13 protein-coding genes are annotated in these 16320 nt (G+C 37.7%); 10 read left to right on the forward strand and 3 right to left on the reverse strand.

The genetic code is table 11. The features are described 5' to 3' along the window. Nucleotides 1–7 precede the first annotated feature (7 nt). The 9 genes from KYH19_RS21660 (at nucleotide 8) to KYH19_RS21700 (ending at nucleotide 10162) form a co-directional block, all read left to right on the forward strand. Nucleotides 8–889 carry a TraB/GumN family protein gene (locus KYH19_RS21660; RefSeq protein ID WP_219076731.1) on the forward strand — a complete coding sequence of 294 codons (882 nt, stop codon included), beginning with the start codon at nucleotides 8–10 and terminating at the stop codon, nucleotides 887–889. 102 nt (nucleotides 890–991) lie between these two features. Continuing rightward, a complete protein-coding gene (locus KYH19_RS21665; RefSeq protein WP_219076733.1) occupies nucleotides 992–3502 on the forward strand; it encodes a M1 family metallopeptidase in 2511 nt (836 codons plus the stop codon). Between the two features lie 534 nt (nucleotides 3503–4036). After that, entirely contained in the window at nucleotides 4037–5440 is a 1404-nt protein-coding gene (locus tag KYH19_RS21670; protein ID WP_121285785.1) for a tetratricopeptide repeat protein, read from the forward strand. Nucleotides 5441–5500: 60 nt separating this feature from the next. Further along, the gene (locus KYH19_RS21675) at nucleotides 5501–6268 is read left to right on the forward strand and encodes a phosphosulfolactate synthase (RefSeq protein ID WP_132395501.1); all 768 of its coding nucleotides are present in this window, start codon (nucleotides 5501–5503) and stop codon (nucleotides 6266–6268) included. Between the two features lie 85 nt (nucleotides 6269–6353). Further along, nucleotides 6354–7097 (forward strand): shikimate dehydrogenase, encoded by a 744-nt coding sequence (locus KYH19_RS21680; RefSeq protein WP_219076735.1) that lies wholly within the window; start codon nucleotides 6354–6356, stop codon nucleotides 7095–7097. A 74-nt stretch (nucleotides 7098–7171) separates the two neighbouring features. Next, a complete protein-coding gene (locus KYH19_RS21685) occupies nucleotides 7172–7759 on the forward strand; it encodes a gliding motility lipoprotein GldD (protein WP_132395499.1) in 588 nt (195 codons plus the stop codon). Nucleotides 7760–7807: 48 nt separating this feature from the next. Next, on the forward strand, nucleotides 7808–8446 hold the full coding sequence (locus KYH19_RS21690; protein ID WP_219076737.1) for an MBL fold metallo-hydrolase: 639 nt from the start codon (nucleotides 7808–7810) through the stop codon (nucleotides 8444–8446). Between the two features lie 98 nt (nucleotides 8447–8544). Next, entirely contained in the window at nucleotides 8545–9780 is a 1236-nt protein-coding gene (locus KYH19_RS21695; RefSeq protein ID WP_219076739.1) for an ABC transporter permease, read from the forward strand. 1 nt (nucleotide 9781) lies between these two features. Next, complete coding sequence (locus tag KYH19_RS21700) at nucleotides 9782–10162, forward strand: hypothetical protein (protein WP_121285797.1); 381 nt, start codon at nucleotides 9782–9784, stop codon at nucleotides 10160–10162. Nucleotides 10163–10966: 804 nt separating this feature from the next. On the opposite strand, the gene KYH19_RS21705 is transcribed toward KYH19_RS21700, so the two are convergent. From KYH19_RS21705 to KYH19_RS21715, 3 genes are all read right to left on the reverse strand, one after another. Beyond that, the gene (locus KYH19_RS21705) at nucleotides 10967–12634 is read right to left on the reverse strand and encodes a sodium/sugar symporter (RefSeq protein WP_132395496.1); all 1668 of its coding nucleotides are present in this window, start codon (nucleotides 12632–12634) and stop codon (nucleotides 10967–10969) included. Between the two features lie 282 nt (nucleotides 12635–12916). Further along, nucleotides 12917–14248: a xylose isomerase gene (gene xylA, locus KYH19_RS21710; protein ID WP_219076741.1), complete on the reverse strand. Its 1332-nt coding sequence runs from the start codon at nucleotides 14246–14248 to the stop codon at nucleotides 12917–12919. A gap of 54 nt (nucleotides 14249–14302) precedes the next feature. Further along, nucleotides 14303–15787, reverse strand: a complete 1485-nt coding sequence (locus tag KYH19_RS21715) for a xylulokinase (protein WP_219076743.1) — start codon at nucleotides 15785–15787, stop codon at nucleotides 14303–14305. Between the two features lie 192 nt (nucleotides 15788–15979). On the opposite strand from KYH19_RS21715, the gene KYH19_RS21720 reads away from it, so the two are divergent. After that, nucleotides 15980–16315: a tRNA-binding protein gene (locus KYH19_RS21720; protein ID WP_219076745.1), complete on the forward strand. Its 336-nt coding sequence runs from the start codon at nucleotides 15980–15982 to the stop codon at nucleotides 16313–16315. Nucleotides 16316–16320 lie beyond the last annotated feature (5 nt).

A 16320-nucleotide genomic window follows, 5' to 3' on the forward strand; every position in this document is an offset into this window, starting at 1 on the left:
CTATTCAATGAAAAACTTTAAATTATTACTCATCGCCCTTTTAGGGTTGGCACTCAGCCTTAACGCACAAACTAAAAAGGCTACTAACACCCTGCTGTGGGAAATTTCCGGTAACGGATTAAAAAAGCCTTCCTATTTGTTTGGCACCTATCATTTAATCAGTGCAAAATTTGCCGATACCATGAAGGTTTTACAAGAAAAATTGAAATCGGTTGATGCAGTAGTTGGCGAAATTGTAATGGATAGTAGTACGCAATCTAAAATGGTCCCGTTTTTAATAATGAAAGATAATACGCTGGATCATTTATTAACAAAGGCAGAATTTAAAGAGGTCGAAGATTATTTTAAAACCAAACAACCAGGTTTTGAACTAGAGCAGATGAATAAGTTTAAACCTGCAATGATCTCGATAATGATGGTGCTTTTTGAAAGTCCCGATATTTTAAATGGTATAAGCGAAGGGATAGATGACAGTTTTCAGAAATATGCCAGGAAAAACGGAAAGTCATTATATGGTTTGGAAACTGCCGAATATCAGGGTGCACTTTTGTTTGATAGCGATCTGCAAAAACAAAAAAAAGTATTGCTAAAATCAATTAGGGAAGCGGATAAAAGCATACAACAAATGGAGGAACTGAAAACTAATTATATTGCCCAGGATATCGATAAATTAACCAATTTTTTCAAAATACAGGATGAGGAAACCAAAGAATTTATGACCGAATTGTTGAAAAACCGGAATAAAAGATGGTTAGATCAATTACCTGCCTTAATGCAAAATCAGTCGTTGTTTATAGCTGTTGGAGCGGGTCATTTAGTAGGTGTCGAGGGTTTAATAAAAGGGCTACAGCTTAAAGGTTACATTTTGCAGCCTGTAGCGACCAATTAAATTTTTTAATGTTTGTAAAAACAAAAGAAAGGGAACTACATTTGCGTTTTAGCTTTGGCACGAATAGCTTGTTTAAAGTGTATTAACCGTAACAACATAAAAATGAATAAAAAAATTATTGTCTGTAGTATGATGCTGGCTTCGGCCTTAATGGCTAATCCACTTTTTGCACAGGAACAGCCTGCAGAAAAATCGAACAACTTAAATATTTACCGTGTAACTGCAACCAAAGTTAATGATCTGGTACATACCAAACTTGATGTATCTTTTGATTATGCTAAGCGATACCTGAACGGTAAAGAATGGGTTACTTTAAAACCTCATTTTTATGCTACAGACTCTTTAACCCTTGATGCACAGGGTATGGATATTAAAACCGTTGCATTGGTTGGCGCAAAAGGAAATACTCCGCTTAAATATGTTTATAAAGATAATAAGCTGTATATCACCTTAAATAAAAAGTACACCAATACCGAAAAGTACACGGTGTATATCGCCTACACCGCTAAACCAGATGAATTAAAAGTAAAAGGAAGTGCGGCTATAACCGATGCAAAAGGTTTGTATTTTATCAATCCGGATGGTACCGATAAAAATAAGCCAACACAGATCTGGACACAGGGTGAAACGGAATCATCTTCGGCATGGTTTCCCACTATTGATAAGCCTGATCAGAAAACGACCGAAGAGATTTCGATAACCGTAAAATCGAAATATACAACGCTTTCTAACGGAAAATTGGTGAGCCAGAAAGCCAATGCAGATGGAACAAGAACCGATAACTGGAAAATGGATTTGCCACATTCGCCATATTTGTTTATGATGGCAGTGGGCGAATTCAAAATCACAAAAGATACTTATAAAGGCAAGGAAGTAAATTATTACCTGGAGCCAAAATACGCACCTTACGCCAAACAGATTTTTGGTAAAACCCCTGAGATGATGCGGTTTTACAGCAATTTGTTAGGTGTGGATTATCCATGGAACAAATATGCACAAGTGGTGGCAAGAGATTATGTTTCAGGCGCGATGGAAAATACTACTGCTACTTTGCACGGCGAACAGGTACAAAAAACCGATAGGGAGTTATTGGATGAAAATGAAGAAGGAACAATTGCACACGAACTTTTTCACCAGTGGTTTGGCGATTACGTAACGGCCGAATCTTGGTCTAACTTAACCATGAACGAATCTTTCGCCACCTTTGGCGAGGTAATCTGGCATGGGCACGATGCAGGTCAGGATGCGGAAGATAAATCGCGTTACGAAAAACTACAATCTTACCTCGGTTCGACTAAAAAAGGCGAAAGCCCGGTTTTAGCCCGCTTCTATTATAATGATAAGGAAGATATGTTCGATAATATCAGCTATGCCAAAGGATCTATTATTTTGTATGCCTTAAAAAATCAGATGGGTGATGAGGCTTTCTACAAATCGCTTAACCGTTACCTCACTACCAATGCCTTTAAAAACGGCGAAACCCATCAATTGCGCTTAGCGATGGAAGATGTTACCGGAAAAGATTGGAGCCCTTATTTTAATCAATGGTATTACAATGGTGGTCACCCGGTTTTAAGTATCGATTATGGTTACGAAAACGGCAAGGCAACAATTAAAGTTAAACAAACACAGGATTCGAGCGTGCAGACCTTTACGTTGCCTGTAAAAATTGATATTTACGCAGGAGGTAAAAAAATCAGGAAAGAGATTCTGATTAATAGCCGTGAGCAAAATTTTAGCTTTGAAGTGAGTTCCAAACCCGATTTAATCGATTTTGACGTGGATAAAATTTTGGTTGGCGAAACCAACGACAATAAAACCGCAGAAAACTATTATTTCCAGTACAAAAATGCACCAAGTTATGCCAATAGAATTGAAGCCTTACAATTCATTATGCAAAGCAAAGCCAACAGCGGTCAACAGGTGTTGTTAGAAGGTTTAAAGGATAAATCTGCAGATTTACGCGCTTTAAGTATAGATGGTATTAACTTAGAAGATGCTCAGATTAAAGCAGCAGCTTTGCCGGTTTTACTTCAGATCGCCAAAACAGATAAAAATACCGAAGCAAGATCAGCTGCAATTGTGAAACTAGCTGCAACCAGCGATCAGGCTTATAAAACTTTAGTGTTGGAAAGTTTGAAAGATAGATCGTACAAAGTAATTGCTGCGGGTATTGATGGCCTGGCCAAACTGGCACCGCAGGAAACCATTCCAGCCATAGCATCGTTAGATGAAGATACAAGAGCACATATTGCACCTTCAATTGCATCCTTATACATCAACGAACCAAAGGATGATTATCAGGCATTTTACGATAACATTATGCTTACAGGCGATAGGACTAAAGTTTTTGGCGTAGTTGGTCAGTATTTTCAGTATCTGAGAGCCAACACCAACCCTGCGGTTACTGAGCAAGGTATAACGAACATTAGTAAGGCCATTGAAAGATTAAAATTACAAGCCTATTTAAACAAGCAATTGGCCGGTGCTTATACTGCAACTGCACAGGGCAAAGCGAAACAGGCAGCTGCTGCAAGCGGAGAAGCAAAAGCAAAATTGGACAAACAAGCTGAATTATTTAAAAAAGGTGCAGCAGATTTAGAGAAAGAATAAATAATATTAACAATTCGTCATTGCGAGGAGGCTTTTTCAGCCGACGAAGCAATCTTACAACGATCGCTATAACCCATAGTAGTAAGATTGCTTCGTCGTACCTCCTCGCAATGACGAATTCTATGATAGCCTGACCTGCAATAAAATCTTTGAGTCCTAAACAACCATTAGTTGCACCCCTCTTTTCTCGTTGTATCAATAATATAAACAATCTGCCAATCTTTGTGCAAATGTGTTTGTAGTAAAATAAAGTAAAAACAGGAAAAAAATGACTAATCCTTTCCTGACTTCTTCATTACGTATATGCCATAAATTTATAGTATTTTTGTAAAAGAAGGGAAAGGAACCGCGATGTTGCAAAAAATCTATCGATTATCCACATATCTTAATCACAGTTAATACGCTTTATAGTCAGCTATTTACGCTGTTTTAAGGGGTTTATGTTAATAATTATTTTAAAAACGGATAATTAAAATTGGTAAACTTATCATGTGTTTTTCTGCTAATTGGCACGGTTCTTTAATAGTATAATATATGGAAGAAGAATTCTTTTTTGAATCCAACGAAGATGCACAACGCTCGGTTGAACGTTACGAAGAGATGCTCCGGAACCAGGATCAGTATTTCTTCGATGCAGGGGCTTTCGAATACATTGTAGATTTCTACATTGAGAAAAATGATCCGGTCAAAGCTTTGCAGGTAGTTGATTTTGCAATCAGTCAACACCCCTATGCAACAGTATTTTTAATTAAACAGGCTCATCTTTACATCTTAACCAATAACAACGAAAATGCTTTTATTGCCTTACAAAAGGCTGAGCTTTTAGAACCGTCTGAACCAGATATTTATTTGCTTCGCGGTAATATTTTCCAAAATACCGAACGTTTTGACGAGGCTTTGGAAAATTATGAAAAAGCTTTGGGACTGGCCGAGAGTACGGATGAGATTTTATTACAGATGGCTTATGTTTACCAGAGCATGAGCGATTATGAAAGCGCCATTACCTATATTAAGCTTAGTTTAGAGCAGAATATGGAGAATCAGGATGGTTTATATGAGTTGGCTTTCTGTTATGATGTACTAGATAAACAAGAAGAAAGTATTAAGTTTTACCAGCAATATATCGATACTGATCCGTATTCTTATGCCGCCTGGTATAATTTGGGCAATAGTTTCCACAAGTTGAACCTTTTTGAAAAAGCGATTGACGCTTATGATTATGCAATATTAATCAAAGAAGATTTCAGTTCAGCTTATTTTAACAAAGGAAATGCGCTTGTACAGCTGGATAAATACGATGAGGCGATAGAGGTTTATAAACAGACTTTCGAATATGAACCGCCTAATGCCGATACTTATTGTGCTATTGGCGAATGTTGCGAGAAACTGGAAAAAATGGACGAAGCCCGTTCTTACTATAAAAAATCGGTAAAAATGGATCCTAAAATGGCAGATGCCTGGTTTGGGATCGGTGTTACGCTGAACTTTGAAGAACGTTATTTCGAATCGTTGCACTTTTATAAAAAGGCGATTGATTTAGAGGCCGAGAACCCTGATTTCTGGTTTGCCATGGCCGATGCTTATTATAAATTAGGCCAGATTGATGAATCGATCGAAGCGTACGAAAAGGTATTGGAGTATAATCCTTTGGATATTGAAGCCTGGTTAGATTTTAGTACTGTGCTTTACGAGCAGGGAAAATTACTGGAAGCATCGGAAACAATGGCAGAGGCGATTAAGAATAATCCGGAAGCAGCAGAACTGTATTACCGAATGGTAGCCTATCTTTTTGCCCAGGGGAATTATAGCGATGCACTTGGATATTTGGAAACGGCTTTAACAACCGACCCGGAAAAACACTATATTCTATTTGAATATTTACCGCAATTGCAGGATAATAGTGCCATTTTGACCGTTATAAACAGATATATAAGGTAATGACCTTGTGGGAAAAATTTAACAAATAAATCTCAAAATTTTTTTCACTTTTGTACGCATATGAATTATCCATTATTAAACGTTCCCGAACGTCCAGCTAAACCACGCCAAAAAGGCTTAACAATGGTTATGGATAAGGGATTAAGCCTGCGCCAGGTTGAAGATTTTATTGAAGTTGCCGGCGTACATACAGACATCGTAAAATTAGGTTGGGCAACATCACACGTAACACCGAAGCTTAAAGAAAAATTAGCTTTATATAAAAGTGCAGGCATTCCTACCTATTTCGGTGGAACATTATTTGAAGCCTTTATTATCCGTAACCAGTTTTCAGATTATCAACGTGTTTTAGATCAATACGGGATGGAATACGCAGAAGTTTCTGATGGTTCTATCGAAATTGAGCACGATAAAAAATGTGAGTTTATCCGCGAACTGTCTAAACAGGTAACTGTGATTTCTGAAGTTGGCAGTAAAGATGCTGCTAAGATATTTGCGCCATATAAGTGGATTAAATTAATGAACGCTGAAATTGAGGCAGGTTCCTGGAAAGTAATTGCTGAAGCCCGCGAAGGTGGTAATGTAGGTATTTACCGTGGAAGCGGCGAAGTTAGGGAAGGATTGGTTGATGAAATTTTAACCCAGATTCCTGAAGAAACCATTATTTGGGAAGCCCCTCAAAAAGAACAGCAGGTTTGGTTTATTAAATTAATTGGTAGCAACGTAAACCTTGGTAATATTGCCCCGGCGGAAGTAATTCCTTTAGAAACCATTCGTTTAGGATTACGTGGAGACACTTTCGACTTTTTCCTGAACCAGGTAAAATAAAAGTTAAAATTCGTCATTGCGAGGCGCATAGTTAAATAAACCTTACAGGTTTCAAAAACCTGTAAGGTTTACTTGTTATATCAATATGAAAACATACGGCTTAATCGGGTACCCGCTTTCTCATTCTTTCTCGAAAAAATATTTTACAGAAAAATTTCAAAATGAGGGCATAGCCGATCATCAATACGAGCTTTTCCCTATTGCCGATATTAAATCACTGCCCGATCTGCTAGATGGAAATCCATCACTTTGTGGTCTTAACGTTACGATTCCGCATAAAGTTAATGTACTTTGTTATTTAAACGAAGTAGATGAAGCTGCAGAAAAAATTGGTGCTGTAAATTGTATTTCAATCAAAACCTTTGAAGGTGCAACCTATTTAAAAGGCTATAATACCGATGCGTATGGCTTTGAAGAATCGCTAAAGCCATTGTTAAAGCCGCAACACACAAAAGCACTTGTTTTTGGCGATGGTGGCGCGGCTAAAGCTGTAAAATATGTTTTAGAAAAGTTAAATATCCAATATCAGGTGGTGGTCCGGACAGCTGTTCATGGTGCTATTCTATATTCAGAAATTACAGCAGAGATTTTAGCCTCACACCAGTTATTGATCAATACCACCCCACTCGGAATGTCGCCAAATGTAGATACCTTTCCAGAAATTGATTACAGTTTGCTTGGGTCTGAGTATTTAGCTTACGATTTAGTGTATAATCCACTGGAGACTGCATTTTTGGCTAAAGCTGCCGAAAGTGGCGCGGCAATTAAAAACGGTTTGGAAATGCTGTACAAACAAGCAGAAAAAGCCTGGGCAATCTGGAATAAATAATTTAACTTACCGTTTTGCAGCAGGAACGACAACCTGCCCCGACTTTTCGGGGAAACAATCTTCGATAAAATGCTATGAAACTTAAACAACTGATCTGTGTTCCATTTGTACTGCTTTTATTTATAACAGCTTGCCAGAACCATGATTATAGTCCGAAGCCAAAAGCTTATTTCAGGATTATTTTTCCTAAAAAGGACTACATCACATTTACCAAACCTGTTCCCTTTACATTCAAATACCCGACATATGCTGCGGTAGAGCAGGATCAAAGCCGTGATGCCCAAAAAAACTGGTACAATTTACACTTTAAACAGTTTAATGGCTTTTTGCATTTAACCTATTACGATGTTTCAGGTAAAGTCGAATATGACGAAATGGTAGAAGACGCACGAAAACTTGCCTTTAAACATACGATAAAAGCAAGCGCAATTGATCAAAAAATTATTAATTTTCCTGATCACAAAGTTTATGGTATTTATTACGCCATTGAAGGAAATACGGCTTCATCCGTCCAGTTTTTTTTAACCGATAGTGCCAGGCATTATTTTAGAGGAGCTTTATATTTTAATGAACGCCCACAATACGATTCCATCGAACCTGTTGTTAAATTTATTAAAAAGGATATCGATACGCTGATTTCTACTTTTAGGTGGAAAAATTAATTTATTATTTGTTATCCTGCCTTTGAAAGCAGGTTTTTTCTAAAATTTATGATTACAATAAAAACCTTCACCTTTAACGCTTATAGTGAAAATACCTATGTGCTTTACGATGAAACCAAAGAATGTGTCATTATCGATCCGGGTATGTACGAGGGTTTTGAGCAGAATGAATTGGCCGCTTTCATCAAACACGAAGGCTTAAAACCTGTTTTATTGCTCAATACACATTGTCATCTCGATCATGTTTTCGGCAATAAATTTGTGTTCGATACCTATGGATTAAAACCACAGTTTCATGAAGGGGAACTACCGATTTTAAATGCCGTTCCCGGTTATGCGCCATCAATGGGTTTTACCCGATATGAAGTATCTCCTTTGCCAGATACCTTTTTGCCAGAAACAGGAACGATTTCTTTTGGCAATAGCAAATTGACTTTAATTTTTGCTCCCGGGCATTCTCCTGCACATCTTTGTTTTTACAGTGCTGCTGATGATATATTAATTGGTGGTGATGTGCTTTTTTATGGCAGTATTGGCCGTACCGATCTTCCGGGAGGCAACCATCAGCAATTAATACAAAACATTTCCGATAAACTTTTTGTATTACCTGATGAAACCAAAGTTTATCCTGGCCATGGACCAGCTACCAGCATTGGTTTTGAAAAGCAAAACAATCCGTTTTTTTGATGGAAGATGGATGATGTAAAAGGGATGATGGTGGTATTCCATCTTACATTTTACATCTTACATCAAAGCCCTCTTACATTTTACCTATCTTTGCCACCGTGAATACATCGTTTTATATTGCCAAAAGGTATCTTTTTGCCAAGAAATCAACCAATGCCATTAACCTGATATCGGGCATATCGATGGTAGGTGTAATGGTTGGTAGCGCTGCTTTGATTATTATCCTATCGGTATTTAACGGTTTAGAAACAGTGGTTTTGAATATGTTCGATACCATTACCCCACAAATTGCCATTACACCGGCTAAGGGGAAAACTTTTGATCCTAACACAAGCTATTTTAATCAGCTTAAAAAAAATAAAGATGTTGCTGCTTTTACTGAGGTGCTGCAAGAGAATGCTTTACTAAAATACAACAACAAACAGGCTGTTGGAATGGTTAAGGGCGTAAGTTCAGACTATTTGAAGAATACAAAATTAGATAGTACCATTAAAGAAGGCCATTTTATATTACACAATAGAAGCGGCGATAATGCGGTAATTGGTTCTGCTTTACAAAGTTATCTGGCAGTGAATACTGTTGACCCATTTACAGAGTTGGAAATTTATTCGCCAAAGAAAGATATCGCAGCAAATACGATAAATCCGGCCGACGATTTTGTGGTAAAAAACATCCGGGTGAGCGGCGTTTTTGAGGTGCAGCAAGATTTCGACAATGGTATTATTGTTCCACTCAATTTTGCCCGCGAACTGCTCGGAGAAGACCAAAATGTGTCTGCTATTGAGATCAATCTCCAGCCGGGTGTCGACGTAGACGATTTTAAAAAGGAAATAATCGAAAAGGCGGGTAAAGATTATGAAGTCAGAAATCAGGCTGAACAAAATAAATCACTTTACCACATATTAAATACCGAAAAATGGGCAGTATATATTATTCTTACTTTTATCCTGATTATTGCTATATTTAATATCATAGGGTCGTTAACCATGTTAGTAATCGATAAGGTAAAGGATGTTGCCATTCTGAGCAGTTTAGGCGCAGGAAAGAATTTAATCAAACGTATATTTTTATTTGAAGGCATGATGATCACCATGTCTGGCTGCGTATTGGGTTTAATTATTGGTATCATATTTTACTATTTTCAGCATACCTATGGTTTAATTAAAATGGGCGATGAAGTAAACAAAACACTGGTAAGTTCTTACCCGATTGCGCTAAAATGGAAAGATTTTGTTTTAGTTTTTGTTACGGTAGGTATCTTCTCATTTTTGGCATCTGCTTTGTCATCCAATTTAAGTGTTAAAAAGATTGATCAAATTAATCAAACTATATAAAATGAAGTTATTTAAGCAAGCAATTGTACTCGTTGTGCTCCTTGGCGTAGCCGTTACAGCTTGTAGGAACGATAAAGCCGAAGGAGAAAAAAGTAATCTGAAAACTGTTAAAGGCTTGTATAGTTTTGGCCCTGAAGTTAAATCCTTTACTTTATGTGAAGATGGGCGCGAATATTGGGTTAAAGACAGTGTAAAAAATTTAGAGCTTTCTTATAGTAATTTAGGCTTCGAAAAACCATACGAGCCGGTATACGTAGAGTTGGAAGGTTATTTTGCGAAATCTGATACCGGTATAGTTTCCAGTGATTTTGATTCTACTTTAGTGGTAATGAAAGTGCTTAAAATCAGTAAAGAAATTCCTGATGGGCCTTGCGCACAGTAATTCATTTATTTCCTGGTGCCCTAAGACAAATTTACTGGTCTAATTATAATCGTTTCTTGAAGCGGAATTTTATCTGTCGGTTGGTGTGTAAGCCAATACATTAAGTTATGCACCATGGTCGTCAGTTTGAGCGTGGTCGAAAACTTCTTGAGATTGATAAATCGAAAATAAATGCCCCTCGACTCCACTACCATTGATGCTGTTTTTGCAAATTATTATTAATCAGCGCTTTAATTACTTAGCACTTCCATCCAGCTAAGCCATAGCACGGTATCCCCGTTCTACTTAATCCGGCCTAATAAATTTTTCGGGATGCACTATTCAGGCCCGACAACTGCCTTCAAAAGAAAAATTTTCAGCCGGCATTTTTTGTTTCTTTTTAATGCCAAAAAGAAAGAGCCCTTCGGCGGCGGCGAGCCGAGGCAAGACTGTAGTGTATGGCAAAAGAAATCAATTATCCCTCAGGGGGGCATCTTTTTGCAATTTATCTCTTAACACTTAATGATATTGGTGTAACCGAATGTAATAAGAAGTGCTAAACTGGTTGACGAGGGCTATCCTGTCTTACAGTTTAAGTCACAGTGCCTATATGGATTAACGAACAAAATTGAATTTAAGCTCAATGCCTCCAAACAAGTCAGAACTCTTTTTAAATCTATAGGCAGTTATAACCTATATATGTGTTCACCTCACTGAAATAGATTGTGGTAAAGATAGTTGTTGATGACAACCAGCGCAAATAGACGAACAAAAAAAAGCTCGCAACTTTCATTGCGAGCCTTTTGCATATTCTTGATTTTCATTTTACCAGAAAGTCGAGTAAAGTGCAATTAAAATTCCGAACACAAGTATCGATCCAACGGCAAACGAAGGATGAACTTTGAACATGCTCGAATCTACTTCTAAACCATTAGATTTATCGCCTTTGCTATTTTCGAACATACTGATGGCAAACATCACTACAATACAGACTACAAATACAATACCCATTCTATCTAAGAAAGGTATTTCGTAGATTCCATCTGCATTGGCTACCGAGAATCCAAAATCGTGAAGGAAAGACAAATCCATCATTCCTGGTAAGAATTTCAACAATACCGATAAACCAAAGCCACCTATAGTAGCAAATAATGCTGCATTTGAAGTGGTTTTTTTCCAGAAGAAGCCCAATATAAACATGGCAAAAATACCAGGACTTACAAAACCTGTATACTCCTGAATAAATTCGAAACCACCTTTTTTATCGATACCTAAGAAAGGAGAAATAGCGATTGCAATAGCCATTGCAATAATTACAACTACGCGTCCGGTACTTACCAGTTTTTTCTCACTGGCTTCCTTATTAATGTGTTTCTTAAAAATATCTAAAGTAAAAATAGTAGAGATACTATTAATTTTACCAGCTAATGAGGCAACAATTGCTGCAGTTAAAGCGGCAAAAGATAAACCTTTTAACCCTGTTGGTAAAATACTCAATAAAGTAGGGTAAGCTCTATCTGGGCGAAGTTCTCCGCCAGGCATCATTGAATTTACATCAATACCTGTTTTTTCCTGGTATAACATATATACTGCAATACCTGGCAACACCACAATTAGTGGCATTAGTAGTTTTAAAAATGCGGCAAATAAAATACCTGCTCTGGCTGTTTTCAGATCAGCACCCAAAGCACGTTGCGTGATGTACTGGTTACAGCCCCAATAGTTTAAGTTTACAATCCACATCCCACCAAGCAATACCGTCATGCCAGGTAATGAAGCATAATTCGCACTGTCTTTCTTAAAGATCATGTGGAAGTGGTCTGGTGCTTTTTCTCTTAAGAACGCTAAACCATCTAATACACCGTGGCCACCAAAATGATCACTTACTAAATTAAGTGCTAAATAAGTAGTTGCTAAACCGCCGAAAATTAAAAAAGCTACCTGGATTACATCCGTGTAACCAATTACTTTCATACCACCTAATGCTATAATTACCGAAAAAATGGCTAATCCCATCATACAATACCAAAAGCCAATACCCGAAATACTGCTTACAGCTAAAGCACCCAGATATAAGATTGAGGTTAAGTTTACTACAACATACAATAACAACCAGAACACAGCCATAATCATGGCTACAGTACCATTGTAACGTTGACTTAGGAATTGGGGCATGGTGTAGATCTTATTTTTAAGATATACGGGAATAAAAAATGTAGCAACAATTACCAATGTTGCAGCAGCCATCCATTCGTAAGTAGAAATGGCTAATCCCATTTTAAATCCATCGCCGCTCATGGCTACAAATTGCTCGGCACTAATGTTCGAGGCAATTAAAGATGTGCCAATTGCCCACCAGGTAAGTGAACCTTCTGCAAGAAAATAATCCTTGCTGCTCATCTGCTTTTGTTTTTTACGATGGTAAATCCAGAAACCATAAATTGCTACAATGGCAAAGTAGGCTAGAAAAATAATGTAATCTGTGACTTTCATTTAATTTATTTGGTTTAGAAATCTAAATGTAGTAAAATCATAAATTAATCTCCGCTTTTTTTAAATTAAAAAATGTTAAAATGACGTTTATTAATTTGACCTTCCTAAAATTCAAGTTTGTTGAGCTACGGTGAGCTATGTATATCGTCATTTCAATTTGCAGTGCAATGGAATGCCTGCTCAATAAAGGCGTTGAGAAATTTTTAATTTTGCAAAAATTATAATATCATCCGTGATCTGTGAAGACCACAGACCACGGAGAATACATATATAAAGATGAATTTAAATATACCTGTTAATTAGGTTTTCAAGATATTCCTGCTTTCCGCTGCGTACCTCTGGTTCGCCATTTTCTGCAGCGTAATTCCTTAAATCTTCTAAACTTAATTTGCCCTGTTCAAATTCGGCACCCTTTCCACTATCAAATGAAGCATAGCGGTCGGCCCTTACTTTTTTGTAATCAGATTTTTGAAGAATGGCATCTGCAGTAACTAATGCTCTTGCGAAAATATCCATTCCTCCTACATGCGCATAGAATAAGTCTTTCTGATCAGTAGAGTTACGGCGGATTTTCGCGTCGAAGTTTACACCTCCACCCTGTAAGCCACCACCTTCTAAAATGATTAACATGGTTTCGGTTAGTTCGTTAATATCGTTCGGGAACTGATCGGTATCCCAGCCATTTTGATAATCGCCACGGTTTGCATCAATAGAACCTAATAGTCCATTATCTACCGCAACCTGTAATTCATGTTGGAAAGTATGACCTGCCAGTGTTGCATGGTTTACTTCTAAATTTAATTTAAAGTCAGCCAACAGATCATATTGTTGTAAAAAGCCTTTTACTGTTGCCGCGTCGTAATCATATTGGTGTTTAGAAGGCTCACATGGTTTCGGTTCAATAAAGAATGTTCCTTTGAAGCCCTGTTTGCGTGCATAGTCTTTAGCCGCGTGTAAAAATTTAGCCAGGTGCTCCTGCTCACGTTTCATGTTGGTATTCAATAAGCTCATATAGCCTTCTCTTCCTCCCCAGAAAACATAATTTTCGCCACCAAGAGCAATAGTTGCATCTAAAGCTGCTTTAACCTGGGCAGCTCCGTGTGCCAGCACATGAAAATCAGGATTGGTAGATGCACCATTCATGTAACGCTTATGGCTAAATAAATTGGCTGTTCCCCACAATAGTTTTACACCGCTATCTGCTTGTTTTTGCTTTGCATATTCAACAAGGGCCTGTAATCTGCGTTCGTTTTCGGCGATATCGTCGCCATAATCTACCACATCTACATCATGGAAGCAATAATAAGGGATCTGCATTTTGGTGATAAATTCAAAGGCCGCATCCATTTTATCTTTTGCCCTTTCTACAGCATCTTTCTTTTCATCCCAAGGGAAAATATGCGTTGCTCCTCCAAACGGATCGGCACCATTACCGTTGAATGAATGCCAGTAAGCACAAGCAAACTTAAAATGCTCATTCATGGTTTTGCCTGCTACTACTTTGTTGGCGTCGTACCATCTAAATGCTAATGGATTATCGCTTTCCAGACCTTCAAACTTGATCTGGTCAATGCCTTTGAAAAATTCAGTTGCTCCTGTTACTACTTTTGTCATATTTTTTGTTTTTTGATTCGTGGTTGTTGGTTCATAGTTGATAGCTGTGAACCATTAACTAATTGCTAATTGTTTTTCTAATATTTTTTTCCAATCCTGATAGATTGCTTCATATTCAGCTGAATGTTGTGGCATTAAAGTTTTAATTACTTCGTGGTTGCTAAAAGCTTCTTCTGCACTTTTAAAAATTCTAGCGCCTATACCTGCACCTAAGGCTGCGCCTACACTGCCGTCGTTTTCGTAAAGTTCTACCGGAATGCCAGTAACATCTACAAAAGTTTGTGCAAATACATCACTTAAAAACAGATTGGCTCTTCCGGCCCGGATGACTTTAGGCTGCATGCCATTTTCCCGCATGATATCCAATCCATAACGGAAAGAGAAGGCAATCCCTTCCTGTATCGCCCTGAAGATATCTGATTGATTGTGGAGGTTTAAATCTATGCCCAATAACTCTGCGCCTGTATATTGGTTGTTTAACATTCGTTCTGCGCCGTTACCGAAAGGAAGTACTTTTAAACCATTACTACCTATTGGCGCTTTCGACGCCAGGATATTCAGGTCGGCATAACTAGACTGTGGCGCGAAATTATGCTTTGCCCATCGGTACATGCTGCCGGTACCATTAATACAAAGTAAAACCCCTGTGTGCTTTTTTTCTTCTGAATAGGTTACATGCGCAAAAGTATTCACTCTCGATTGTTTATCGTAAGTAAGCCCGTCGCTTACGCCGTAAATTACCCCAGATGTTCCGGCTGTGGCCGCAACCTCCCCAGGTTTTAATACATTTAGAGAAAGCGCATTGTTCGGCTGATCGCCAGATTTATAGGCAACGGGAATACCTGTTGGTAAGTTCAAAGAATGGGCAATATCGGCTTTTAAATAACCATGTTCGGAGAATAAGGGTTTTACGGTTGGGATGAGGTTACCTGAAATGCCATAATACTCCATTACATCTTTAGAAATTTCGTGGTTTTCAAAATCCCAGAAAATGCCTTCAGATAGTGCCGAAATACTTGTCGTAATTTCTCCCGTTAATTTCATGGCGATAAAATCGCCAGGGAGCATTATCTTATCAATGCGGTTATAGATGTCTGGTTCATTTGCTTTTACCCAGGCTAGTTTTGATGCCGTAAAGTTTCCGGGAGAGTTTAATAAATGTTTCAAGGATTTTTCGTGCCCAATAGCCTCAAAAGCGCCATTGCCCAGTTCAACTGCTCTGCTGTCGCACCAAATAATACTATCTCGGAGCACCTGCTGGTTTTTATCTACAACAACCAATCCGTGCATTTGGTATGCAATACCAATGGATTTAATTTCTTTTGGATCAAAAAGACCTGTCGAATTTAATTTAAGTATAGCCTGTTGAACATTTTGCCACCAATCATCAGGTGACTGTTCTGCCCAGCCAGACTGTAAAGATTTGATGGCTGTTTCCTCCTCCGGATATTGAGCGGTAGCTATGTTTCTTTGTGTAGTTGCGTCAACAATGGCAACTTTTATGGATGAGGTACCTAAATCAATTCCTAATAAATACATGCTTTCATCTAATTTTAATATTTGGTTATGCAAACGGTTGCATAAAGATAGTTGGAAAAATATAAAACGCAAATTTTTTATAAAATCGTTTGAATTAAATGCAATCTTTTGAATTGAATTAACCTTTATTTTGAAGCTAATGGCGAATTATTTAATAATTTATATTTTTACCATTAATACATTTGATTGTTTATGGAACAGATTACATGGAGCGATTTCGAAAAAGTAGAATTAAGGGTAGGAACCATTTTAGAAGCCTTCGAATTTCCTGAAGCCCGAAGACCAGCATATAAAGTAAAAGTAGATTTTGGCGAATTTGGTATTAAAATGAGTAGTGCACAGATTACCAAACATTATACATTGGAAGAATTACCTGGAAAACAAATTGTTGCGGTGGTTAACTTTCCGAAAAAACAGATCGGCAAATTCATGTCAGAATTTTTAGTTACCGGTTTTGCTGATGAAAACGGCGATATCGTATTAACTACGGTGCAAAGTAAGGTTCCTAATGGAAGTAAGCTGGTTTAGCCGAC

Origin of the sequence: Pedobacter sp. D749 (assembly GCF_019317285.1) — a bacterium.
Lineage (GTDB): Bacteria > Bacteroidota > Bacteroidia > Sphingobacteriales > Sphingobacteriaceae > Pedobacter.

Bases quoted from the DNA above. Each gene is read 5' to 3' on its own strand.
- KYH19_RS21700 (WP_121285797.1), top strand. From the start codon at position 9,782: ATGAAGTTATTTAAGCAAGCAATTGTACTCGTTGTGCTCCTTGGCGTA.
- KYH19_RS21685 (WP_132395499.1), top strand. From the start codon at position 7,172: ATGAAACTTAAACAACTGATCTGTGTTCCATTTGTACTGCTTTTATTT.
- KYH19_RS21705 (WP_132395496.1), bottom strand. From the start codon at position 12,634: ATGAAAGTCACAGATTACATTATTTTTCTAGCCTACTTTGCCATTGTA.
- KYH19_RS21675 (WP_132395501.1), top strand. From the start codon at position 5,501: ATGAATTATCCATTATTAAACGTTCCCGAACGTCCAGCTAAACCACGC.
- xylA (WP_219076741.1), bottom strand. From the start codon at position 14,248: ATGACAAAAGTAGTAACAGGAGCAACTGAATTTTTCAAAGGCATTGAC.
- KYH19_RS21720 (WP_219076745.1), top strand. From the start codon at position 15,980: ATGGAACAGATTACATGGAGCGATTTCGAAAAAGTAGAATTAAGGGTA.
- KYH19_RS21715 (WP_219076743.1), bottom strand. From the start codon at position 15,787: ATGTATTTATTAGGAATTGATTTAGGTACCTCATCCATAAAAGTTGCC.
- KYH19_RS21670 (WP_121285785.1), top strand. From the start codon at position 4,037: ATGGAAGAAGAATTCTTTTTTGAATCCAACGAAGATGCACAACGCTCG.
- KYH19_RS21680 (WP_219076735.1), top strand. From the start codon at position 6,354: ATGAAAACATACGGCTTAATCGGGTACCCGCTTTCTCATTCTTTCTCG.
- KYH19_RS21665 (WP_219076733.1), top strand. From the start codon at position 992: ATGAATAAAAAAATTATTGTCTGTAGTATGATGCTGGCTTCGGCCTTA.
- KYH19_RS21660 (WP_219076731.1), top strand. From the start codon at position 8: ATGAAAAACTTTAAATTATTACTCATCGCCCTTTTAGGGTTGGCACTC.
- KYH19_RS21690 (WP_219076737.1), top strand. From the start codon at position 7,808: ATGATTACAATAAAAACCTTCACCTTTAACGCTTATAGTGAAAATACC.